Source organism: Shewanella frigidimarina NCIMB 400 (genome assembly GCF_000014705.1).
GTDB lineage: Bacteria > Pseudomonadota > Gammaproteobacteria > Enterobacterales > Shewanellaceae > Shewanella > Shewanella frigidimarina.
This window is the reverse complement of the sequence record NC_008345.1, coordinates 3,349,290-3,373,205: the sequence shown is the minus strand read 5'-3', so window position 1 is coordinate 3,373,205 and position 23,916 is coordinate 3,349,290. Positions and strand designations below refer to the sequence as shown.

At 41.1% G+C, this 23,916-nt stretch carries 18 protein-coding genes; 9 read left to right on the top strand and 9 right to left on the bottom strand.

The window, feature by feature from the left end:
* Positions 1 to 43: 43 nt before the first annotated feature.
* Together ltaE and SFRI_RS14485 are read left to right on the top strand one after the other, a co-directional pair.
* Positions 44 to 1,054: a low-specificity L-threonine aldolase gene (gene ltaE, locus SFRI_RS14490; RefSeq protein ID WP_011638250.1), complete on the top strand. Its 1,011-nt coding sequence runs from the start codon at positions 44 to 46 to the stop codon at positions 1,052 to 1,054.
* Between the two features lie 236 nt (positions 1,055 to 1,290).
* Positions 1,291 to 1,659 (top strand): acyl-CoA thioesterase, encoded by a 369-nt coding sequence (locus SFRI_RS14485; RefSeq protein WP_011638249.1) that lies wholly within the window; start codon positions 1,291 to 1,293, stop codon positions 1,657 to 1,659.
* 140 nt (positions 1,660 to 1,799) lie between these two features.
* Here SFRI_RS14485 and SFRI_RS14480 read toward each other — a convergent pair whose 3' ends face one another.
* A complete protein-coding gene (locus tag SFRI_RS14480; RefSeq protein ID WP_011638248.1) occupies positions 1,800 to 2,165 on the bottom strand; it encodes a hypothetical protein in 366 nt (121 codons plus the stop codon).
* A 268-nt stretch (positions 2,166 to 2,433) separates the two neighbouring features.
* A complete protein-coding gene (yiaY, locus tag SFRI_RS14475; protein WP_011638247.1) occupies positions 2,434 to 3,582 on the bottom strand; it encodes an L-threonine dehydrogenase in 1,149 nt (382 codons plus the stop codon).
* A 403-nt stretch (positions 3,583 to 3,985) separates the two neighbouring features.
* Here yiaY and SFRI_RS14470 point away from each other — a divergent pair, with 403 nt between their 5' ends.
* The 3 genes from SFRI_RS14470 to SFRI_RS14460 all read left to right on the top strand — a co-directional run bounded on the left by SFRI_RS14470 (position 3,986) and on the right by SFRI_RS14460 (position 9,546).
* The gene (locus tag SFRI_RS14470; protein ID WP_011638246.1) at positions 3,986 to 7,048 is read left to right on the top strand and encodes an EAL domain-containing protein; all 3,063 of its coding nucleotides are present in this window, start codon (positions 3,986 to 3,988) and stop codon (positions 7,046 to 7,048) included.
* Positions 7,049 to 7,189: 141 nt separating this feature from the next.
* Complete coding sequence (locus tag SFRI_RS14465; protein WP_011638245.1) at positions 7,190 to 8,461, top strand: DEAD/DEAH box helicase; 1,272 nt, start codon at positions 7,190 to 7,192, stop codon at positions 8,459 to 8,461.
* Positions 8,458 to 9,546: a CobW family GTP-binding protein gene (locus SFRI_RS14460; protein WP_011638244.1), complete on the top strand. Its 1,089-nt coding sequence runs from the start codon at positions 8,458 to 8,460 to the stop codon at positions 9,544 to 9,546. Before SFRI_RS14465 ends, SFRI_RS14460 begins: the two co-directional genes overlap by 4 nt.
* Before the next feature lie 183 nt (positions 9,547 to 9,729).
* On the opposite strand, the gene SFRI_RS14455 is transcribed toward SFRI_RS14460, so the two are convergent.
* The 3 genes from SFRI_RS14455 to nadK form a co-directional block, all read right to left on the bottom strand.
* Entirely contained in the window at positions 9,730 to 12,534 is a 2,805-nt protein-coding gene (locus SFRI_RS14455) for an FAD-binding and (Fe-S)-binding domain-containing protein (protein WP_011638243.1), read from the bottom strand.
* Between the two features lie 91 nt (positions 12,535 to 12,625).
* Complete coding sequence (locus tag SFRI_RS14450) at positions 12,626 to 14,278, bottom strand: L-lactate permease (RefSeq protein WP_011638242.1); 1,653 nt, start codon at positions 14,276 to 14,278, stop codon at positions 12,626 to 12,628.
* 330 nt (positions 14,279 to 14,608) lie between these two features.
* Positions 14,609 to 15,487, bottom strand: coding sequence for an NAD(+) kinase (nadK, locus tag SFRI_RS14445; RefSeq protein ID WP_041413134.1), 879 nt, complete (start codon positions 15,485 to 15,487; stop codon positions 14,609 to 14,611).
* Between the two features lie 163 nt (positions 15,488 to 15,650).
* On the opposite strand from nadK, the gene grpE reads away from it, so the two are divergent.
* On the top strand, positions 15,651 to 16,256 hold the full coding sequence (grpE, locus tag SFRI_RS14440) for a nucleotide exchange factor GrpE (RefSeq protein WP_011638240.1): 606 nt from the start codon (positions 15,651 to 15,653) through the stop codon (positions 16,254 to 16,256).
* 182 nt (positions 16,257 to 16,438) lie between these two features.
* Here the strand turns inward: grpE and dxs are convergent, their stop codons facing one another.
* Genes dxs through xseB form a run of 3 tightly spaced genes read right to left on the bottom strand, consistent with a single transcriptional unit; the run spans position 16,439 to position 19,484 of the window.
* The gene (dxs, locus tag SFRI_RS14435; protein WP_011638239.1) at positions 16,439 to 18,304 is read right to left on the bottom strand and encodes a 1-deoxy-D-xylulose-5-phosphate synthase; all 1,866 of its coding nucleotides are present in this window, start codon (positions 18,302 to 18,304) and stop codon (positions 16,439 to 16,441) included.
* A gap of 22 nt (positions 18,305 to 18,326) precedes the next feature.
* Positions 18,327 to 19,208 carry a (2E,6E)-farnesyl diphosphate synthase gene (gene ispA / locus SFRI_RS14430; protein ID WP_011638238.1) on the bottom strand — a complete coding sequence of 294 codons (882 nt, stop codon included), beginning with the start codon at positions 19,206 to 19,208 and terminating at the stop codon, positions 18,327 to 18,329.
* A 39-nt stretch (positions 19,209 to 19,247) separates the two neighbouring features.
* On the bottom strand, positions 19,248 to 19,484 hold the full coding sequence (gene xseB / locus SFRI_RS14425; protein WP_011638237.1) for an exodeoxyribonuclease VII small subunit: 237 nt from the start codon (positions 19,482 to 19,484) through the stop codon (positions 19,248 to 19,250).
* Positions 19,485 to 19,823: 339 nt separating this feature from the next.
* Between xseB and pomA the strand changes: the two genes are divergently transcribed.
* The 3 genes from pomA to thiI all read left to right on the top strand — a co-directional run bounded on the left by pomA (position 19,824) and on the right by thiI (position 23,338).
* The gene (pomA, locus tag SFRI_RS14420; RefSeq protein ID WP_011638236.1) at positions 19,824 to 20,591 is read left to right on the top strand and encodes a flagellar motor protein PomA; all 768 of its coding nucleotides are present in this window, start codon (positions 19,824 to 19,826) and stop codon (positions 20,589 to 20,591) included.
* A 3-nt stretch (positions 20,592 to 20,594) separates the two neighbouring features.
* Positions 20,595 to 21,521: a flagellar motor protein MotB gene (locus tag SFRI_RS14415; protein WP_011638235.1), complete on the top strand. Its 927-nt coding sequence runs from the start codon at positions 20,595 to 20,597 to the stop codon at positions 21,519 to 21,521.
* Between the two features lie 362 nt (positions 21,522 to 21,883).
* Positions 21,884 to 23,338, top strand: a complete 1,455-nt coding sequence (gene thiI / locus SFRI_RS14410; protein WP_011638234.1) for a tRNA uracil 4-sulfurtransferase ThiI — start codon at positions 21,884 to 21,886, stop codon at positions 23,336 to 23,338.
* A gap of 191 nt (positions 23,339 to 23,529) precedes the next feature.
* On the opposite strand, the gene SFRI_RS14405 is transcribed toward thiI, so the two are convergent.
* Positions 23,530 to 23,754, bottom strand: a complete 225-nt coding sequence (locus SFRI_RS14405; RefSeq protein WP_011638233.1) for a hypothetical protein — start codon at positions 23,752 to 23,754, stop codon at positions 23,530 to 23,532.
* Positions 23,755 to 23,916: the final 162 nt, after the last annotated feature.

The following is a 23,916-nucleotide window of genomic DNA, read 5'->3' as shown; positions in this document are numbered from 1 at the left end:
CTTAGCTTCGATAAAGTTGAGCGAGAGAGGATAGAGATGCAGCATGATTGATTTTCGAAGTGATACGGTGACTCAGCCGACAGAAGCAATGCGTTTAGCCATGTCGAGAGCGGAGGTGGGTGATGATGTTTATGGTGATGACCCGACCGTCAATAATTTACAAGATATGGCAGCAGAGATGTTTGGCTTTGATGGAGCTTTGTTTGTCAGTTCTGGTACACAAGCTAATTTATTGGCGTTGATGTCTCATTGTGAGCGTGGAGATGAGTATCTTTGTGGCCAACAAGCTCATAATTATAAGTTTGAAGGTGGCGGGGCAGCGGTATTAGGCAGCATTCAACCTCAGCCTTTGAATAATCAAGCTGATGGCAGTATTTTATTAAGTGATATTGAAGCTGCGATTAAGTCTGATGACGTGCACTTTGCTCGAACACGGTTATTGAGCTTAGAAAATACCATTGGCGGCAAGGTGTTAAACCAAGATTATTTAGCTCAAGCACAAAGTCTTGCCTTTAATCGTGGGCTTAAAATCCATTTAGATGGTGCCCGGGTTGCGAATGCTGCGGTTGCACAGGGCATAGCTATTGCCGATATAACCCAATACTTTGACTCTGTATCGATTTGTTTATCAAAAGGCTTGTGCGCGCCTATAGGGTCTATTCTGTTAGGTGATGAGCGGTTAATTGGTAAAGCGACGCGATGGCGTAAAATGCTCGGTGGTGGAATGCGTCAAGCGGGTATTATCGCTGCTGCGGCTAAATTAGCATTAACTGAGCAGGTCGACCGTTTAGCAGATGATCATCATAATGCAAAAACCTTGGCTTTGTTGTTGGCTGAAATGAATGAGTTAACTGTCGATGTGAGTTTGGTACAGACCAATATGGTTTTCGCTACAATCGCAGAACATATAGATCCTAGAGTACTTACTGCCAAGCTGGCTGATAAAGGCATTATCATCAGTCCGAGCCGCCAGTTGCGCTTGGTTACTCATAACAATATTAGTGCGAATGACATCAGTGTTTTTGTGAATGCGTTGAAGCAAATTATTCGTTAACAGCTATTCATTAACCATTATCTGTTAATACTTATTTTAAAAGCCACACTCAGTGTGGCTTTTTCTTTTTTGGTGCGAAGATGCATTTATTTTGGGCATTCTGATAACGATTCTATTAAGCGTTATATTTATCTTGCTGATTTTTAATGTTAAAAATACTTGGCTTAATCGTTGCTACTTATTTTGAGGTATGCGTTTAACAACGCAAAATTAATAAGTCAGATAATGAGGTCACTATGAAATATTTCTCACGTCATATCATCATGCCTATTCATCTTAATAGCACTCAAAGCTTATGTTGTGGTCAGTTATTAAGTTGGGTTAATGAGGAAGCCACTATTTTTGCCAGTTGCCAAATGCGCAGCCAATTCCATATTGCCAAAGTGATTTCGGAAATTAATTTTATGGCACCGGCGCAAACGGGTGACATCATTGAGTTTGGATTTGAACTCGTCAGCTTAGGCCAAAGTTCAGTCACCGTTCGTTGTAAAATACGTAATAAAATCAATCATGCGCCAATTGCTTTTATCGATAAGATGGTATTTGTCAACGTGAATGAAAATGGATTACCTATCCCGCATGGCATGCGAGCCAATGCGGCTTAATTGTATTGATATTATTATGGGGGAATTCTGGTAAGCGTAGGTTGCGAAAGGGCAATAAATTATAGCCATTCAACATAAAACCGCAAAAAATAAGGAGCTATGATAGCTCCTTAATGTTGATGGTAAATAGACTTGATGTATTATTCGACTTTAGCGATACGCTGTTGATAATCATCGATTAAATGCTCCATTATTTGATTCGGAGAAGCATCTTGGCAGCAGTTGTCTAAAAAGATTTTAAACGTGACAAGGGCATGGCCATCATGCTTAAGGCGGCTACTTTGCATAGCAAAATAAGCTTCTTCATTATCGGCCTTTCGAACCACAAAATCGTCTAGTTCAAATGATTTAGTACCAGAGAGGTTGTGCCATTTAGTGATACGGTCTAGTGCAATTTCACAAGATTGGTTTACTTCGATATGGTTGAGCCATGTTGCAACTTGTTCGTTTTCTTTATAGTGCGGGCATCGAACGGTGTAATTATATATATGAGTGATTGCTGTCATTGTTTACCTACCTATTCGCTATCTAAGTGTTTTCACTATAGACCTTATTTTTTATATTGGTCAATCCTTATTTCAAGAACTTAGATCTAAGCATCACTTTTTACTAAATTAAAAATAAGCTGTTGTCATTGTTGGTTTTTTACATTAAACGGCAGATAAAAAAAGCCCGTAATCAAATACGGGCTTTATGCTGTGCTACAAAATGAATTAAGCTCAAATTAAGTTAATTACTTTTTGATAATTGCTTAATATCCCTCGCAGAAGTTAGTTATAAAGCGTTAGTGAAAATTTGGCAGATCTCTTGGTGTGTTGCCTGCTTAGGGTTAGTAAAGCCACAAGCATCCTTTAGAGCATTGTCTGCTAAGGTTGGAATGTCTTCTGCTTTTACGCCTAATTCAGTTAAATTAGCGGGAATGTTAACCGCTTTTGATAATAGCTTAATGGCGTCAATGGCCGCTTTAGCGCCTTGCTCATCAGTCATTGCTGCAGTATCTACACCCATAGCTTTTGCTACATCAGCTAAGCGTGCTGGCACGACTTGAGCATTATAGGTTTGTACATGGGGTAGCAATAAGGCGTTACAAACCCCGTGCGGTAAGTCATAAAAACCACCAAGTTGATGTGCCATAGCATGCACATAACCAAGGCTAGCGTTATTGAAGGCCATGCCTGCTAAAAATTGTGCATAAGCCATGTTTTCTCTGGCTTGGATGTCATCACCCTTTTTGACAGCATTAATTAAATTAGCTTGGATCAGTTCGATGGCTTTAATTGCGCACGCATCGGTAATAGGATTCGCTGCAATAGAAACATAAGCTTCAATTGCGTGTGTTAATGCGTCCATTCCAGTTGCAGCAGTCAGTGATGCTGGCTTTTCTAGCATCAGTTCAGGATCGTTCACTGATAGAATTGGTGTGGTATTTTTATCGACAATGGCCATTTTAATGTGGCGTACTTCATCGGTAATAATACAAAAACGGGTCATTTCACTTGCCGTGCCAGCGGTTGTGTTAATTGCGACTAAAGGCATTTGTGCTTTAGTTGATACATCCACACCTTCGTAATCTTTAATATTACCGCCGTTGGTCGCAACAAGCGCGATTCCTTTTGCACAATCGTGTGGTGAGCCGCCGCCTAAAGAAATTATTACATCGCACTGATTGGCTTTTAATAGCTCAAGACCTGCTGCAACATTACCTGTTGTTGGGTTAGGTTGAACGCCATCAAAAATAACCACTTCAATACCATTGGCATTGAGTTTACTTGCAACCTTTGCAACTAAACCAATACTTACTAATGGTTTGTCGGTGACGATGAGTGCTTTGGTAAATCCAAATGCGTTGATGTCTTTAATCGCTTCATCTACGCTGCCTTGACCCAGAATGTTAACGCTTGGAATAAAGAATTTAGTCGCCATATGAATTGTCCTTTTTATAAAATTAAGTTTTCTCTGTAGTAAACATACCAATAACGTTGCAGGTATTATGTGACGTGAAGCTCGTTAACGTCGAATAAGTCACAATCAATAGGTTGTTTTATTACCAATGCGACACTTTTCAAGTAATTGTGATCTAGGGGGTATTGTTTTACATCGACACTATGGCTGGTCGATTATTGAGCATTTTGTAGCGCGGGTTAGGATCGCTATTTTTTTTCAAATAATATTACCGATATTTCTGATGAATATTATGCTCTTTATATATAGAATGCTTTACGGTATAAAGACGAAAAATCATAGTGTTAGTTTACTTCTACTATACTAAATAGAGATAGCTTGGATGCTACTGTGCTTGTTAAGGATGAATAAGGGAAATGTATAGATGTTTAGTCTAAATGTTTTTTTCTCAATTTTAGAAAATGCAGCGCTATTACTCGCGCTAGTTTATGTTTACTCACTCTCTCCTACGCATCAACGTAAGGTGGCGCCTTTTTTATGGCAATTTTTAATGGGTGCTGTTATTGGCACTATTGGCGTTGTTATTATGATGGATCCCTTGGTTCATCAACAGGACATATTGTTTGATGCTCGCACGGTCGTACTCTGTTTAAGTGGTCTATTTTTTGGCGGAATTCCAACTCTTGTCGCAACGATTATCATGGCGCTTTATCGTTATCATTTGGGCGGGGTTGCAGTATGGGTTGGTATATGTGCGTTAAGCAGTAGTGCACTAATCGGATTAATATGGCGTCGATATCGTCGGCATGAATTGGATCAAATTAGTTATCGTGAATTTTACCTTCTTGGCGTTATTGTTCATTCCCTATTGCTATTATGGCTATTTTTATTGCCGTTTGATCAAGCGTTAGATGCTCTGCGTACCGTGTCACTTCCTATTATGATGGTGTTACCTTTATTGACTATGATCATCGGTCATTTACTTGCCAAAATAGTGTTTCGTGGGCGCGATATACAAGTCAAATTACAAGAGGATTTTCTTTTTAACAATCAATTTGATATTGGCAACATTGGTATTTCTATTACCACTAAAACTAAGCATTGGTTGAGAGTTAACCCCTATTTATGTCGAATGTTCGGTTACAGCGAAAATGAATTAAAGGCGTTAACGTGGGCTGAATTAACACACCCAGATGATTTGAATAAAGATTTATTATTATTTGAGAAAATGGTTAAAGGCGAACTCAATGAATACGAAATTGATAAGCGTTTTATTGCTAAAGATGGTTCGGTCATTTATACCCATGTGACTATTGCCTGCCGCCGTCATGTTCAAGACAATACTTTTCTGGTGATTGCCGGTTTTCTCGATATCACTCATCAGAAACAAGCCGAGCAAGATTTATTACAAAGTAACGAACAGCTTGCGCTAGTACTTGATAGCAGTGAGCTAGGAGTGTGGGACTGGGATGTACAACACAATCGTATTAGTACTAATCGATACAGTGCTGACATTTTAGGTTGTTCAATGGAAGAGCTTAATCTACACCCTAAACTATGGATAAATGCGATACAGCTAAAAGATAAATTTAAGTTTCTTCGCAGCATTAATGAAATTGTAAAAGGCCGCTGCATAAGCCAACGTGTAGAATATCAATTAACTAACATGGACGGCGACAGTCGATGGATTTTGCAAACTGGAAGGGTCGTTGATGTTGATGATAAAGGTAAACCGCTTAGAGTGTGTGGCACTCATAGCGATATTACTGATATCAAGCAGGTTGAAGATTCGCTAAGTATTGCAGCATCTGTATATCAAAACTCCAGTGAAGCCATGAGTGTGTTTACTGCAAAGGGCATTATCATTGATTCAAATCCTGCATTTTCTTTTATCACTGGATTCAGTCAACAAGACATACAAGATCAGCATTTACGTATGTTTGAAACAGATCTTCAACCCCAACATTTTTATCAACAATTAAGCCAACAGCTTAGTCAGCAGGGACATTGGCATGGTGAAGTGTGGATGCGCCGTAAAAATGGTGAAAATTACCTTATCTTATTAACCATTAATTCAATCATCCGAACAAAGTCGCAGGGTGCGCGATTTGTTGCGTTATTTTCCGATATTACCGAGAAAAAGCAAACTGAAGAGTTGATATGGCGCCAGGCTAATTATGATGCACTCACCGGTTTGCCAAATCGTAGGATGTTGTTAACATTTTTGAATCAAGAAGTATTTCATTCTGACCGACAGCATAATCACTTTGCATTGATGTTTTTAGACCTGGATTATTTTAAAGAGATTAACGACACGTTGGGCCATGATATGGGGGATGTATTGTTAATTGAGACGGCGGAACGTCTAAAAAATTGCGTGCGCGAAACCGATGTTGTTGCCCGTCTTGGTGGTGATGAATTTACCATAGTGTTAACTAACCTTGAAGATACTCATGGAGTCGAACGTGTTGCACAACAAATACTTAAAAGACTTTCCGAGCCTTATTTATTAGGTGATCAAACGGCCTATATTAGTGGCAGTATTGGTATTACTTTATTTCCAGACGATGCCAAAACAACCGAAGCATTATTAAAGAATGCCGATCAAGCCATGTATTCGGCAAAATCCCATGGTCGTAATCGGTTTAATTATTTTACCTCCGCAATGCAAGACAATGCACAAAAGCGAATGTCGTTGATTCAAGACCTTAAAGTGGCGATTATCCAGCAGCAATTTGAGTTGTATTATCAGCCTATTGTGGATTTAAGCCGTCAGCAGATCATCAAGGTTGAAGCGTTAATACGTTGGAACCATCCAACCATGGGGTTAATCCCACCTGCAGATTTTATCTCTATTGCTGAAGAGACAGGGATGATAATCGACATTGGTAATTGGGCTTTTTATCAAGCCTGCGAACAAGCCGCTAAATGGAAGACACAATTTAATCATCATATTCAAATTAGTATTAATATGTCACCTGTACAGTTTAAAGACGAGTCGACCGATGTTGAGAATTGGTTTAAACAGATGTCTTTGCTCGCGCTGCCAACCAATAGCATTTGTATTGAGATCACTGAAAGTTTACTGCATGACATTGAACCTAATGTTGAGGCTAAATTACAGGCTTATGGTAATGCTGGTATGCAATTGTCGCTTGACGATTTTGGTACTGGTTATTCATCCTTACCTTATTTAACCAAATATAATGTTGATTACCTTAAGATAGACAAATCTTTTGTGGGTCGTTTGGCTGCCAAAAATAATGATATGTGTTTGTGTGAAGCCATTATCGCAATGGCGCATAAACTCGGCATCAAAGTCATTGCTGAAGGTATTGAAACCGAAAGTCAACGGCGTTTATTGGCGTTTGCTGGCTGTGATTATGGCCAAGGATATTTATTTTCGCATGCCTTGTGCCGTGATGATTTTGAACAAAAGTATTTAGTGGAGAAAGCAATACCATTGCAGGCTAGTCAGCAGATATAACGCTCATGCAGTGACTCTTAATTCAAATCCTGCATGATCCATCGTGATGATATGGCTAATGCCATTACTAATGTAATAGTTAATGATGTTTAGATTAGTATACAATAGCGACCTATTTTTATTTGTGTTATTGGGTCAGTTATGTCATTTACGTCGCTAGGGTTACCGCCATTATTATTAGATGCGGTTAATCAATCTGGGTATCAAACTGCTACTCCTGTCCAACAAGCTGTGATCCCACTAGCGCTAGATGGCCGAGATGTGTTGGCCAGTGCCGAAACCGGTACCGGAAAAACAGCTGCTTTTGCGTTACCTTTACTAAGCCATTTGATGAATCAAGATCATTCAGACTTATTGCCAGCAAATCGTTTACGCGCATTAATTATGACTCCGACTCGTGAGTTAGCGATTCAGATTGAGCAAAATTTAGTTAAGTACAGCCAGTTTATCAATCTGACCAGCTTAGCCGTTTATGGTGGCGCGAGTATCAATCCTCAGCGTAAGGCATTAGAGCAAGGCATAGATATTTTAGTGGCAACGCCAGGACGATTGTTTGACATTATTGGCCAGCATGAATTGGATTTATCTTTTGTTACCCACCTAGTGATTGATGAAGCTGATCGCATGCTTGATCTTGGTTTTGTTAAAGATATTGAAAAAGTGAAGCGTTTAATCGCCAGACAACACCAAACTATGATGTTTTCTGCTACTTTTTCTGAAGACGTTAAAACCCTTGCCGCTAAAATGCTAAACAACCCTGAATACGTTCATGTTGAAACCCAAACTACAGCCGCTAATGTTGTCCAGCAAGTGTACCAAGTGGATACCCGCCGTAAAGCCGAACTGTTATCTGAATTAATTGGTAAGCATAACTGGCAGCAAGTTATGGTATTCACCAGCCGCAAAGAAACAGCAGATCATTTATACCGTGAATTAAGCTTAGACGGCATTAAGTCATCGGTATTTCACGGTGATAAAAGCCAAGGGGCTCGAAATCGTGCGTTGGAAGAGTTTAAAACCGGTCAATTACGCGTGTTAATCGCTACCGATTTGGCCGCTCGAGGGCTTGATATCCAAGCTCTGCCAAGAGTCATTAACTTTGAATTACCTGAAGAGTGCGAAGATTACATTCACAGAATCGGGCGTACTGGTCGTGCTGGATTAGGCGGTGAAGCGATTTCTCTGGTGAGTCCACAAGAGCTAGAGTTGCTTGGCGCGATTGAACAACTTATTGAACAATCATTGCCGATATTGGTGCCGACAGGATACGAGGAAGGGGCGCCATTACCTGCTCGATATCGCGATGTTGCGGCAGAGAAACCGAAAAAGGTACTTAAGTACAAACGTGGTAAGCCATCGCAAACTGATGTGAAGCCTACTCGAAAGGGCAAATACGCTAAAGCGAAAAAATGATCACCAAACCGATTAACACCAATATTATTACTGGTTTTCTGGGCGTGGGTAAAACCACGCTCATTAGCCAGTTATTAGCTCATAAACCTAAAGGCGAAGTGTGGGCCGTGTTGGTAAATGAGTTCGGCGAAATAGGTATTGATGGCGGGTTGTTAAATGCTACCGCTGCTGGTAATGAAAGTAGTCATCCTGATGCTACACCAGCAAAACCTGCCAGTATTGTCATAAAAGAAGTGCCAGGTGGTTGCCTGTGTTGTGTCTCTGGCTTACCAACTCAAGTCGCGATAAATCAGCTTATTCAGCAGACTAAACCGGACCGGTTATTGATAGAGCCTACTGGGCTTGGACATCCTGCCGAAATCGTGAAGTTATTAACATCTGAATATTATCGAAATGTTATTACTTTGCAAAGTAGTGTATGTCTGGTTGATGCGCGTAAAGTCAGCGATCCGCGCTATCAAAATCATGATACGTTTGCGCAGCAATTACAAATGGCGGATGTGCTGTTGGCCAACAAAACACAGCATTACACTGAAACAGATCATGTACAGTTACAGCAATTCCTCAGCACGTTACATTTACAACAGACACCACTTATTAATGTCGATAATCATTTTACTGATGTTGACCTAATCCAACAGTTAATATTGCGCTTAAATACCCCGACAAAGTATCAAACGGTGCAAGCGGGACAACGGCTATTAGGGCGGAAAACGCTTATGGATAACTGGCTGTCTAACGAACCACCATTGAGCGATATCGATACTCCTGAATTTTCTCCAGCGGGGTTTATTCACAAAACTAACCAGGGTGAAGGCTGTTACAGTAGTGGTTGGGTATTTTCAGCAGAACATTGTTTTCATTTTGAGCAATTCATGGCGTGGGTAGACACGGTTAAAATGGAAAATGTGCTGAGATTAAAAGCTATTGTTATCACCTATGATGGGGTGTTGAGTGTCAATATGGTGGATGATAAGTTGATGCTTAATGAGCTTGATGATGCGTTAGATACTCGGGTTGAAATTATTAGTGATATGCCACTTGAACATCAACGATTACAGCAACAGTTACTGGCGTGTTTATAGGCTTAGTCTGAGTTGGACTGCTCGTTTTGATAGGACAATTCGATTGGATAGGACAATTCGTTGAGTCCAATAATTAACGTTGAATATGAGAATTAGTGTTAAGTATGCAAACAAAAATTAAGGGCATTGATATGATATCAATGCCCTTATTATTTACGCTATTTACTGTGATGGCCCGTTAGTTTAACGAGTACATTCTTCTAGTAAATACGCTAAATGGCGGTATGAAATACCACTGTGTTGGGTTAAGCCCACTTCACACATTCTGTTAGCGTAGTAGCCTTCTTTCGTTTCTGCCGGAATGAGTTTCTTAATGTTACGCAGTGCGCTGGCATTAATTTCAGGTTTATAAAGCCCTTTCTCACCCGCATAACCACAACAACTAATGCCTGCTGGCAACACTACATGATTAGCACATGCATCAGCAATAGCTTGTTGCTTAGGTTCTAATTTCATCTTACGGGCACTACAGCCTTGGTGTAAGGTGACGTTCGATTTCTTGGTGATAGCCATATTAGGTAACAATTCGTCGTGCATAAACTCGACTAAGTCAGTTATTTTGACCTTAGGATTACCCGTTAATGTGCGATAAGTACAAGATAGTGCATCAACCACCACAGGTACTTTGCCATTTTCAGACAATTTACTCAGTGCTTCAATCAGTTCATCACGCTTAGCATCAGCGTTTTTAAAATCACCTTTTGATTCCCACATCTGTCCACAACATAAATGACGGGTATTCTCTGGAATAATTACATTGTAGCCAGCACGTTCAAGTAAAGTGATGACCACTTCTGGCAGAGTGCGGTTGTCAGGATCCTTTGGTGTTGGGCCAAAGGTTCTGCCACCACAAGCAGGGAAGTATAAAACCGTTTGCTGACCCGGTTTGTGGGCTGATGGCTTAGCCACTTTGCCACCTTTAGGGAAGTCTGGATTCCAATATGGCACTTCTTTCGTAATCAAACGACCCGCTTTCATCAACGAGTTGGTGATACCATCACCAGTCACTTTGTGCAAAATACCTAAGATGTCAAAACCTGTGCTGATCACTTGGTTTACTGCACCAAAATGCTTGGCCTGGAAGTCGAGTACTTTTTGTTCTGTAGTGGTGATGTAAGGTGTACGTAATTTGCGCACTAACTGACCCATGCTGTTATCAACAGGGCAAGCAATAGTACATAGCTGACATGCTGCACAGGTATCAATAACATCGTATTTAGAGCTAGCACGCATTTCTGCGGCGGCTTTTTTATCACCCGATTGTTCTAAGCGTTCAATTTCTCGTAGTACCGCAATACGTTGACGAGGAGAGAAATTTAGCGCCGATGTAGGACAAGTTTTCTCACAAAATCCACATTCAATACATTTGTCGACAAAGTCATCTACCACTGGACAAGGTTTGATGTTTTTTACATGTACTAGCGTGTCATCATTGAGGATTACCCCAGGATTTAACAATTTACTTGGGTCGAAAATCTGTTTGATTTGCTTCATTAACGTATAAGCGTCAGTGCCCCATTCCATTTCGACAAAGGGGGCTACAGCTCGACCAGTACCATGTTCTGCTTTCATAGAACCATCGTACTTATTGATCACCATTTCAGCGACATCTTGCATAAAGTCTTGGAAACGATTGATGTCATCTTGTGAGGCAAATGTTGGCGTGATAATAAAGTGGAAGTTACCCGCTAAAGCATGGCCATAAATAACCCCTTCAGGGTAACCGTGTTTATGGAATAATGCGGTTAAGTCTGCCGCTGCACTGGCCAAATGCTGTAATTCAAATGCAACATCTTCAATAATAACGGATGTACCTTTAGGTCTAGCACCGCCAATAATCGGGAACAAACCAGAACGCATGGCCCAATATTTTCCAAATACAGCGGGATCATTGCTGAATTCAATAGGACGTTCAGTATCAATGTGAGCGATTTTTGTGATCACATCTTGAGTGTATTGCGCTAACGTTTCTGGGTCATTAGCACGACACTCAATGAGTAAAATGGCTGAACCTTCTGGTAAATCACTCAGCCATTCAGGCATACCAGTTTTACCGGTAACCGATTTAATTGATGCCCAATCAAGTAATTCTGCTGCGGCCACACTATCACCTTTAATCGGTGGTATTGCGCTGGCAGCATCTTCCATATTGAAGAACACCGCCATGGCAGAAGCTTTAAATTGCGCTTCTTCAACCGTGTTATAAGTGACTTCATTGACAAACGCAAGTGTGCCTTCTGAGCCCACAATTAAGTGATTAATGATGTCAAATGGATCGCTAAAATCCACTAATGCATTAATGCTGTAACCCGTGGTGTTTTTAATTGAGAACTTTTTATGGATCCGAGCTGACAGTGTTGGGTTATTCTGCGTCAATTGTGCCAAATCGGTTAATGCTGTGAGCAACATAGGATGCGACGTACCAAATGCCGCTTTTGAATGCGGGCAACCTGTGTCAAGTTCAGTACCATCGGCAAGCATTAATTTAACTGATTTAATGGTTTGATAGCTGTTCTGTGCGGTGCCACAACACATGCCTGATGCATTATTTGCCACCATACCGGCTATTTGCGCAGAGGCTAGTGTGGCAGGATCGGGACCAATTTTTTTATTGTAAGGTTTTAATGCCATGTTGGCATCTGAACCAATGACCGCAGCACCTAGAGTGATTGAATTTCTATCTTCACTAATTTCAATGTTTCTAAAACCATCATGACCCAAAATAAGTAAAATGCCATCACCAATAGCTTGGCCAGATAAACTGGTACCGGCAGCACGAAAGGTTACGGGCACATTATGTGCTCTGGCGATATTAAGGGTTATTTTAACTTGTTCTGGAGTATCTGCGTGTACCACAATTTCAGGTACGATACGAAAGTAACTGGCATCAGTTGACCAAGCAAAACGACGCACTGGATCATTAGATACGGCGTGACTGCCGAGCTGTGACGTTAACGTATCCATCACTACTTGATAATTAATAGTCATAACATGCTCTCTTTACACTCGAATGAACGGCAGGCATTTTGTGCCTGCTGTTGTATTGTTATCGTTAGAATATAAGTAACTTTATCGTTAATTAGAATCCACCCCAGATAACAGCAATAGTGCCTGCAACTAGGGCATAACCCAGTGCGATAGGCATTGTTTTACGAATAATTTCAGATTCACGACCAGCCATACCTACCACAGTAGCAGCAGCCACGACGTTCATTACACACATCATGTTGCCCGCATTGGCTCCAATGCCTTGCAACGCTAACGCGATGGCGTGATTCATGCCGATATTATCTGCAACTGAATACTGCAAGCCTGAGAACATCATGTTTGAGAATGTCGCAGAACCCGATAGGAATGCACCAAAAATACCGACAATAGGTGAAACCCAAGCCCAAACTGAACCCATGCTATTGGCCAGTAGGTCTGCTAATGCAACAGGCATTGAAGCTAGACCTGCACCATTTTCTCCTGAATTTAGGAATATTTTCACCATAGGTACTGATGCACCTAGTGAAATGATTGTTGGTAACATTGAGCGACAAGAAACGGTTATTGATTGCTTCATCGCAGTTGGTTTCATTTTAAATAAGATAAAACCGAATAAACATACAACAACAAAGAAGATCCCCGGTGCATATAATGTAGCAAAGCCAGCTTTAAGCTCTGTGCCTAATAAACCTGTCCAGCTGATGTTAAAGCCGAGTAACCAGCTTTTAAATGGAGCAACGACACGAGATAAGACTAATAGCGCAGCCATAATGATGTATGGAGACCAAGCGGCAATTTGTGAGAATTTAACCGGTGTTTGATTAATCGCGAGCTCTTCTTCTGATTTATTGTCGTTTTCGGTAAAGTCACACCAAGGTGTTGATGGCAGTAACCAGCCTTTTCTCGCAACAGGGATGACTAACGCCATACCCACAAGTGCGCCGATAACAGAAGGGAATTCAGGACCAGCAAAATAGTTAATTAACCATGCTGGAATGGTAAAGGCAAAACCTGCAAATATTGCAAATTTCCAAACTTGTAAACCTTCTTTAATTGACTTGTTGCGACCAAAAAAGCCTGTTAATACACAAACCATCACTAACGGAATTAATGTACCTGTCATTAAATCTATGGTGATCATGTGTTTAGCAATGTACTGTGCGTAACCTGCGAAGGTGCCACCATGTTCAGCAATTTGAGCTGCTGCCATGTTTACGCCGCCTTCCGTTAAGCCTTGTTCCATCCCAAATAGCACTGGTAAACCAATTGCACCAAATGACACGGATGTTGAATCAGCAATCAAGGCCACTACGGCAGCAGCAATGGGTGGGATACCTAATAATACTAGTAGCGGTGCGCCGATGGCTGCTGGAGTACCGAAGCCTGCAGAACCTTCAATAAACGAGCCAAACAACCAGCAAATAATAATCACCTGAACACGTGCATCTGCACTGATGTTGGTAAAGCCAGAACGAATCGTGTCCATGGCGCCAGAATATTTAAGGGTATTTAACAAAAATACCGCGCCAAAAATAATGGTCAGCGGTGTTAACGCAGCGAGAAGACCTTCAACTACAGATGCCGCAAGAAGTTGCGTATCCATTTGCCAAATAAACATTGCTACAAGGCCTGTAGCGACCATGGATATGGGCATTGCTTTAGACGCTGGTAAGCGCATAAGCACTAAGAATACCATTACGCTAATAATGGGGGTTAAGCTTGCTAGTATTTGTAATATTGTCATGCATACCTCGTATCACTATAAGTGGGTACTAAATTGTTATTATTTGTTAGCATTTGGCTAACTAGGGCGTAATAGACGTTATTTAAGTGTTAAAAGTGTTGATCGAGATCATCTAACACACGAGAAAGTGCATTAGCCGACAGAACTGTGAAGCGAGTCTGATGCGAGGTTTTTAGTGCGTGTTTGAGGTCACGTTTTTTAGGGATGTGGCAGTTCATATAAAGTAAAACCAAGCGAGTTATCGATTGGCTTACAATATAATTAATTAGCATTTGGTAATGTGAAGGGGCTCACTAGAAAAGTGATAGGGTTGTGACCGAGCTCAAACTGTTAGAAAAGTTTACTTCCCCAACCTAATTTGTTACGTAATACGTGAAAATAATTATGACCTTTTGGATGGATGAGTCTTAGGCGTTCATTTGAACGGCGAATAAAAATTTCATCACCGGGTAATACGGCTAAATGGACATGACCATCACAGCTGACTTCAAGGTTTTCGCCATTTTCAGGTGATACCACTAATTTAATGGTGCTACAGGCATCGACTACAATGGGTCTGCAAGACAAGGTATGAGGAAACATGGGCACTAAAATAAGTGCTTGCAGATTAGGGGTTAATATTGAACCGCCAGCGGACAAAGAATAAGCTGTTGAACCTGTCGGCGTGGACACGATCATGCCATCAGCGCGTTGGCTATACATAAACTGTTCGTCTATATAAACCTCAAACTGGATCATATGAGCAATTTTTCCAGGGTGAAGTACTGCTTCATTGACGGCTGTATTACTGGCAGTAATTTTACCGTGGCGGTGAACTTCAGCCTCCAATAAAAAACGATGCTCAGTTTCAAATTCACCGCTGAGAACTTTAGACAAGGCCTCTTCGAAGTTATCGGGAGGTAAATCGGTTAAAAAGCCTAAGTTACCCCGGTTTACACCAATCACTGCAACATTGAAACGAGCCAATACTCGGGCTGCACCTAGCATATTGCCATCACCACCCACTACGATGGCTAAGTCACAATGCTCACCCATTTCAAGTAGGTCCATTGAGCACACATCTGCTCCTAGCTCTGCAGAGACACGTCCTTCAACGATCACCTTAAAGCCCTGCATGCTTAACCAATGATGCAAACGAGTTAACGTGAGGTTAGTCCCTTGATGATGTGGTTTACCGATGAGACCGATAGTCTGGAACATTTTAGTCATATTCGAGTTTGTTATGCCTTTAGGCCTTGAAACATAAGAATTGATCCCCATAATATACTCAAACTTATTAAAAGTGTGAGATTTGCTGTTAAATTATCAGTAAATGGCCACTTTATTTATTGTCGTAGAATACGAAATAACGCATTTTTTAGCTGGAGTGAAAATGAGCAACGAATCGAACAACACATCGCAAGATCAAGTGGAAGAAGCGGTAACTCCTGAAATCGTAGTTGATGAGGCAAGTTTGATGGATGAATTAACCCAAGCAAATTTTCGAATTGAAGAACTAGAGCAACTATTGGCTGAGTCTGAAACTGCGTTAGCTGAGCGTAAAGATGTTGAAATGCGCGCAGCGGCAGAAACACAGAACATTCGTACTCGCGCGGCAAAAGATGTCGAGCAAGCACGTAAGTTTGCCTTGGAAAAGTTTGCTAACGAACTATTACCTGTAATCGATAATATGGAACGCGCCTTACAGGGAACTAACCCTGAAGATGAAGCGACTAAAGCGATTTATGAGGGTGTCGAATTGACCATGAAAGGCTTTTTAACTTCGGTTGAGAAGTTTGGTGTGACTCAAGTTAATCCACAAGGCCAAGCATTTAACCCTGAACATCATCAAGCTATTGGCATGCAGCCAAGTGCTGAGTATCCTGCGAACACTGTGATGATGGTAATGCAAAAAGGTTATTTATTGAATGACCGCTTACTGCGTCCAGCGATGGTGATGGTATCTCAAGGCGGTGGCAGTGTGGATGTTGAAGCTTAACGATAACGTTAATCTCAATACTCGCTTGTTGACTCTAGCGTTGTAGTCAATAGCATTGTAGTGCTATTGACATAGTGTTATTCATCTAGTTATCGACACTATGATAACTAGAACGTTAGCCACAAAAAAGGACTGAATTTTCAGTCCTTTTTTGATCATCTGCTAGTAGGAATAGCTAAATATTAAGCCATAAAGGCTTGGATTTGCGCCAAAATACCCTGGGCATCAAGTTGCAACTCTGCGGTGATTTCATCAGGTGCACCGTGTTTAATAAACTCATCAGGTAAACCAATCTGTAACACAGGTTTCACAATCCGCATTTTGTGTAATGCTTCAATCACTCCTGAGCCTGCACCGCCCATAATCGCGTTTTCTTCAACGGTAACGATAACATCATGGCTATTGGCAAGTTGTTCAAGCAAGCCTAAATCTAGTGGCTTAACAAAGCGCATATCGGCAATGGTTGCATCCAGTTTTTCAGCTGCATCGGTAGCAGCCTCTAGTGTGGTACCAAAGTTTACAATGGCAATTTTTTGACCTTGACGGGTTAACACCCCTTTACCAATGGGTATCATCGTCATGGTGTCAATTTGTTCTGCCCCTGTAGCAAAACCACGAGGGTAACGTACTGCAGTCGGCCCATCTTGATAGCAATAACCGGTATAGAGCATTTGGCGACATTCATTTTCATCTGATGGCGCCATAATAATCATATTCGGAATACAGCGCATAAAGCTTAAATCGAATGCACCTTGATGAGTTGGGCCATCTGCACCAACAATGCCACCACGGTCAATGGCGAATAATACTGGTAAACGTTGTAAAGCCACATCATGGATAAGTTGATCGTATCCGCGCTGTAAAAAAGTTGAATAAATAGCGACTACAGGCTTTAGTCCTGCACAGGCAAAACCTGCTGCTAATGTAACTGCATGCTGTTCGGCAATGGCAGCATCAAAATATTGGCTTGGGAATCGTTGTGAAAATTCAACCATACCTGAGCCTTCACGCATAGCGGGCGTAATAGCGACTAACTTGTCGTCTGTTGCGGCCATGTCGCATAACCATTTACCAAATACTTGTGAAAACGTAGGCAAACCTGGTTTAGTTGTCGGTTTCTTAAACTGGCTGGGATCAAACTTAGGCACCGCGTGCCAACCGATAGGATCTTTTTCAGCAGGTTCGTAACCACGACCTTTTTTGGTCATGATATGCAGTATCTGTGGACCCTTGAGGTTGCGCATATTACGCATGGTTTCAACGAGCGAATCAACATCATGGCCATCTATTGGGCCAATATAATTAAACCCTAACTCTTCAAAAAGCGTTGCAGGTACAACCATGCCTTTAAGGTGTTCTTCAGTACGCTTAGCCATTTCTTTAATGACAGGCATCCCTTTAAGGACCTTTTTACTGTTTTCTCGAATGGTGGTATAAAAACGACCTGACATCAGTTGCGCCAAATGATTATTCAGTGCGCCAACATTTTCAGAAATCGACATTTCATTGTCATTCAGTACCACGAGCATATCATTGTGCAAGTCGCCAGCATGATTGAGGGCTTCAAATACCATTCCCCCTGTCATGGCACCATCACCAATCACAGCAACCACTTTTCGACCAACACCTTCTTTCCCTGCCGCAATCGCCATGCCTAATGCGGCACTAACAGAGGTACCAGAGTGACCCACGCTAAACGTATCGTATGGGCTTTCTTCACGCCATGGGAAAGGATGTAAGCCATTCTTTTGTCGAATGGTGTGCATCTGTTCACGACGATCGGTAAGGATTTTATGTGGATAAGCTTGATGCCCTACATCCCAAACTAACTGATCAAAAGGGGTATTGTAGACATAATGAAGTGCCACAGTTAATTCAACTGTGCCTAGGCCAGAAGCAAAATGTCCGCTAGAAATAGCAACAGACTGAAGTAAGAACTGTCTGAGTTCATCAGACACTTGTGGAAGTAAACCTTGAGGTAACTTCCTTAATTCTTCTGGTGTATTAGCTTTCGCTAGTACTGGAAATTTAGAAATATCGAAGCTCATAGCGAGATTGTCTGACTCTTTATTATAATCTTCGCTCAATAATGTAGTGGGCGAAGTCTGCAATTAACTGGCTATTGTATGGTAATTTAGTCAGCGCTGATAGTGCATCTTGTATTAGTTGTTCTGCACAGGCTTTGGCACCATCGAGACCTAATAGTTTCGGGAAAGTGCTTTTATTCGATTGCTGATCGCTGCCTTGTGGTTTGCCTAGCTCTTCGGTGCTAGCGGTAATATCTAAAATATCATCTTGCACTTGAAAAGCTAGCCCAAGCGTATGGGCATATTTCATCATTAATTTGTAATGCTCATCGGGTACGTCAGCAGCAATTAAGGCAAGCTCAACCGCACAACTGATTAACGCTCCGGTTTTTTTATTATGTAATTCGGTTAATCGGTCTAAATTTATACTGTGATCTGTAGCACTCAAATCAATCGCTTGCCCACCGCACATACCCTGATAGCCTGATGCTTTCGCGAGTACTCTGACCATCGCCAGTTGTTGCTTCGGATGTAAGTCATTACAAGGGGCTGTGATAATTTCAAAAGCCAATGTTTGCAATGCATCACCGGCTAAAATAGCGGTGGCTTCGTCAAATGCAATATGCACAGTAGGTTGGCCACGACGAAGAGCATCGTTATCCATTGCCGGTAAGTCATCGTGTATTAACGAATAGGCATGAATACACTCAATGGCAGCAGCGGCTTTATCAAGTGCATTAATGTTAACGCCTAACATGTCACCTACACTGTAGACCAAAAATGGTCTTATGCGTTTCCCGCCCAATAGCGCGCCATGCAGCATCGCTGCTTTTAAATCTGGTGCAGCGTCATCGAGCAGCGTTAAATGTTGGTTAAGAATTCCATTAACGCGATTTTGGTATGTTGTTATTGCTTCAGCTAACACGTATCAATACCTATTATTCAATACACACTATGTTGACGATTATTCACTTTCTACAGTGAACGACGCTAATTCGGCATCATCTTCATTTAATAAGATAGAGACTTTTTGCTGTGCTTGCTCAAGTTTGGCTTGGCTTTGACGAACTAACTTAATGCCGCGCTCAAACTGTTTAAGTGCATCATCCAGCGACACTTCACCTTGCTCCAAATGAGCAACAATGGTTTCAAGTTCAGTTAATGATTGTTCAAAACTGAGATTTTCAGGTTTTTTAGCCACGAGTTATATTCCTTTCATTCAGCGTGTGACAAGGTATATCAGCCCAGCGTATCGGTCAAATACAGTCGCTGGTTATTTGCTCAACAGCACGCTTTGTTATTGAATTTTGTTTAGAATGTACAAAAACAAGCTAAACTTGAGCCAAGTTTGTCCGATAACAAGTCATGATTTAACATTACTAGCGAAAAATAGTATTGAAACTTTTGCTGTAATACATAACGATGGGCATTGTTATCAACACAAAATGCTGACGGATTATTCGGGTCGTATAACGTGCGCTAACAGCACGGTGGAAGTAGCACAAATAAGCAGCGTAATGACTGCGATTGAGGAGAGGTTGTGGATTTAGCTACCCTAATAGGTATTATCGGTGCTTTTGCATTTATTATTGGTGCAATGATCACCAGTGGTGGTATCGGATTATTTATCGATGTACCGTCAATTTTGATTGTTGTGGCAGGCTCTTTATTTGTGGTGATGATGAAATTTAACCTAAAGCAATTTTTAGGTGCAATAAAGATTGGTATGAAAGCCTTCATGTTTAAATTAGATAAACCTGAAGACTTGATAGAACAAGCTGTCACCATGGCTGATGCTGCCCGTAAAGGCGGTTTTTTAGCATTAGAAGAAGCGGTTATTACCAACACCTTTATGCAAAAAGCCGTTGATATGTTAGTTGATGGCCATGACGGTGATGTGGTGCGCAACGCATTAGAAAAAGACATTGCATTAACTGAAGAGCGTCACAAAACCGGGGTGGGTATTTTTAAAGCCATGGGCGATGTGGCACCTGCAATGGGCATGATTGGTACTTTGGTTGGTTTAGTGGCGATGCTATCTAACATGGATGACCCCAAATCCATTGGCCCTTCAATGGCAGTGGCATTGTTAACGACTCTCTATGGTGCGGTGATTGCCAACATGATCGCCATCCCGATGGCGGATAAATTATCATTACGAATGAACGAAGAATTGCTTAATCGTAATTTAATTATGGATGCGGTTTTAGCGATTCAAGATGGGCAGAACCCACGAGTTATTGAAGGATTTTTGAAGAATTATTTAGCTGAAAGTCTGCGAAAAATTGATACAACGGACGGAGAGTAACTCATGGCTAAGGCCAAGTGTGATTGTCCACCCGCTGGCGCCCCTATGTGGCTGGCCACATTTGCAGACTTAATGTCGTTGCTGATGTGTTTCTTCGTGTTGTTGCTAGCGTTCTCTGAAATGGACGTGATGAAGTTTAAACAAATTGCTGGCTCTATGAAGTATGCGTTCGGGGTGCAAAATAAAGTTGAAGTGAAAGACATTCCTAAGGGGACGTCTGTTATTGCGCTTGAATTCCGCCCTGGTCGCCCCGATCCCACGCCCATTGAGATCATTAATCAACAAACCAATGAAATGACTCAGCCGACGATAGAATATCAGGCGGGTGAAGAAGACAGTGCTGGTGGTACTCAAAAGCAAAGCGGTGAGCAACGTGGTGGCAATGCAGCCGCAACAGCGCAACAAGAAGCTGAAGCTGTTAAAAAAGACGCAGCCTCTTCGCAAGAAAACATTAATGATCAAGTTAAAAAAATGGCTGAAAAACTCAATGAAGAAATTGTTGATGGTGCCATTGAAATTGAATCTTTAGGCCAACAAATTATTATTCGTATTCGTGAGAAAGGCTCGTTTGCTTCTGGATCAGGTTTTTTACAACCTAAGTTCAAACCGATTGTGCGCTCTATTGGTGAGTTATTAAAAGATGTCCCCGGCATTATTACTGTGTCAGGTCACACTGATGGTGCAGATATCAATAATGAGCTTTACAGCTCAAACTGGGAACTTTCAAGTCAAAGAGCTGTTGCTGTGGCTCATGAGTTAAGAAGAGTCTCTGGTTTTGATGAATCCAGGATGAAAGTAGTTGGAGAGGCATCTAACCGACCATTAGTCGCCAATGATTCCAATGAAAATCAAGCTCGGAACCGTCGTGTAGAAATCTCTATCGAGCAAGGTAAAGCTAAAGAGTCGAATGAAATAATAGTGACTAAATAGTTTGCCATCAAATGTTAAGCGCAATCTCTGTAGATTAACGAGGTTGCGTTTTTTTGTTCTAGCAATATGGTTTTTAGTCATAAAATGGCTTTTAACTATCGCTATTCACAAGCCGAACACTATCAACTATGTCTCGAGCTATGACGAATCACAGATAAACAAAGTGAATGTGTTTGGTTAATAGGCATCCTTTGGTATAATCCGCAAATTATTGCATACGCTTTACTCTGCGCTTGATGGCTTAAGCTAACCGAGTAGACAGAGCTTTGCTGTTTTTTTATTTATTATCAATGTATTACTATCTCTTTACCGAGTAACACCGAGTGTAGTTCTATTGTGATGGTTATACCTGTGGACGCCCCATGAAGTTTATTGTAAAGCTGTACCCTGAAATTATGATGAAGAGCAAGTCGGTAAGAATGCGCTTTACCAAAATGCTTGAAACTAATATACGTAATGTGCTTAAAAATGTGGATGAAGGTGCAAAAGTACAACGGTTATACGATCGTATCATCGTGCAAGTACCGAGCGATAAACCTGAATTGTGTGACGTTTTTGCAGATCGACTAGCTTGTATTCCAGGTATTGCTCATGTGGTGCAAGTGAGTGAGTACAGTTTTGATTCGATCGATCATATTTATCAGCAAGCTTTGCCTAAATACCGTGATGAAATTGCCGGTAAAACTTTTTGTGTCCGCGTAAAACGTTCTGGTAATCATGACTTTAATTCAATTGATGTTGAGCGTTATGTCGGTGGTGGATTAAATCAACACACTGAGGCGCTAGGGGTAAAACTTAAAGACCCTGACGTAACCGTTAATCTTGAAATCAATCAAGATAAGCTTTACATGGTTGAACGTCGCATTCAAGGTTTGGGCGGTTTTCCTATGGCGACACAAGAAGATGTGTTGTCACTTATTTCGGGTGGTTTCGATTCTGGTGTGTCGAGTTTTCAGTTTATTAAAAAAGGCGCTCGTACCCATTACTGTTTCTTTAATTTAGGTGGCGCTCAGCACGAAATTGGCGTTAAGCAAGTCGCGTATCACCTGTGGAAAAAGTACGGTGAGTCTCACAAAGTACGTTTTGTGTCAGTGCCATTCGAGCCCGTGGTTGAAGAGATTTTAGAGCGTATTGATAACGGTCAAATGGGTGTGGTACTTAAACGTGTAATGATGCGTGCAGCGACACGTATTGCTGACAAATACGGTATTCAAGCGTTAGTAACAGGTGAGAGCTTAGGTCAAGTATCTAGTCAAACACTGACTAATCTAAATGTTATCGATCGCAGTACCGATTTATTGATTTTACGCCCGCTTATCGCAATGGATAAACAAGATATTATTAATCAGAGCCGTATTATTGGCACTGAAGATTTTGCGAAGTCTATTCCCGAGTATTGTGGTGTGATTTCACAAAAACCTACAGTTAAAGCGGTATTATCTAAGGTTGAAGCAGAAGAGCTGAAATTCTCTGAAGATTTAATCGACCGTGTAGTAGCATCTGCTGTGGTAATGGATATTCGTGATATTGAAGCTGAAATGAACCAACAAGTGACCGAAACTGAAACGGTTAAAGACGTGGCTTCAGGTGAAATAATCATTGATGTTCGTGCTCCTGAAGAAGAAGAGCGTAGCCCATTATTAATTGATAATGTAATGGTTAAAGCGATTCCATTCTTTAAGTTAGCGACCCAATTTGCCGATTTAGATAAGTCTAAAACGTATTTATTGTATTGTGACCGTGGTGTGATGAGTAAGCTGCAAGCCTTATATCTTGTAGAGCAAGGTTATACTAACGTTAAAGTGTATCGTCCTTAAGTCTTCGAAACGACACCGTCTTTGCGGTGTTGTGACTTGGAGCTATTTGGGTGACTTATCCTCTTTCGTGTTGGTTGAAGCGGTGAGCTGGAGCAGTAATACGTTTTGAGTGCGACGAATCATAGACAATAAAAAACCGCATTTAATGCGGTTTTTTATTGTCTCAGTAACGTGCTTAAGATGAACTGACTCTAATTAGCTTGAACCGCTTCTGAAGTTTTTTGTTGTTCATCATTGTCAGCAACTAAAATGCTGTTAACATCATAATTGATATCAATTTGCATCGCTTCAATGCTTTGCGATAATTCAGCATGTAAATCGATCATATCGATAGGTTCTAGTTCAGTCGCTTGAGCAGAAGATAAACCCATTATGGATGTTAACGCGACTGCAAAAATAGTGTTTAGGTTGAACATTGGGGGTGAGCCTCCAGGCTAATAAGTCACATTTGCCGGACTATCCCAGTAACATCGTAGAGATTGTCCAACTGTATTTTCAATGATGCTAATTTAACCAAACACAGTGTTCTTTACAAACGACAAAAAATAACGATAATCATTAGAAAAACTAATTAAAAA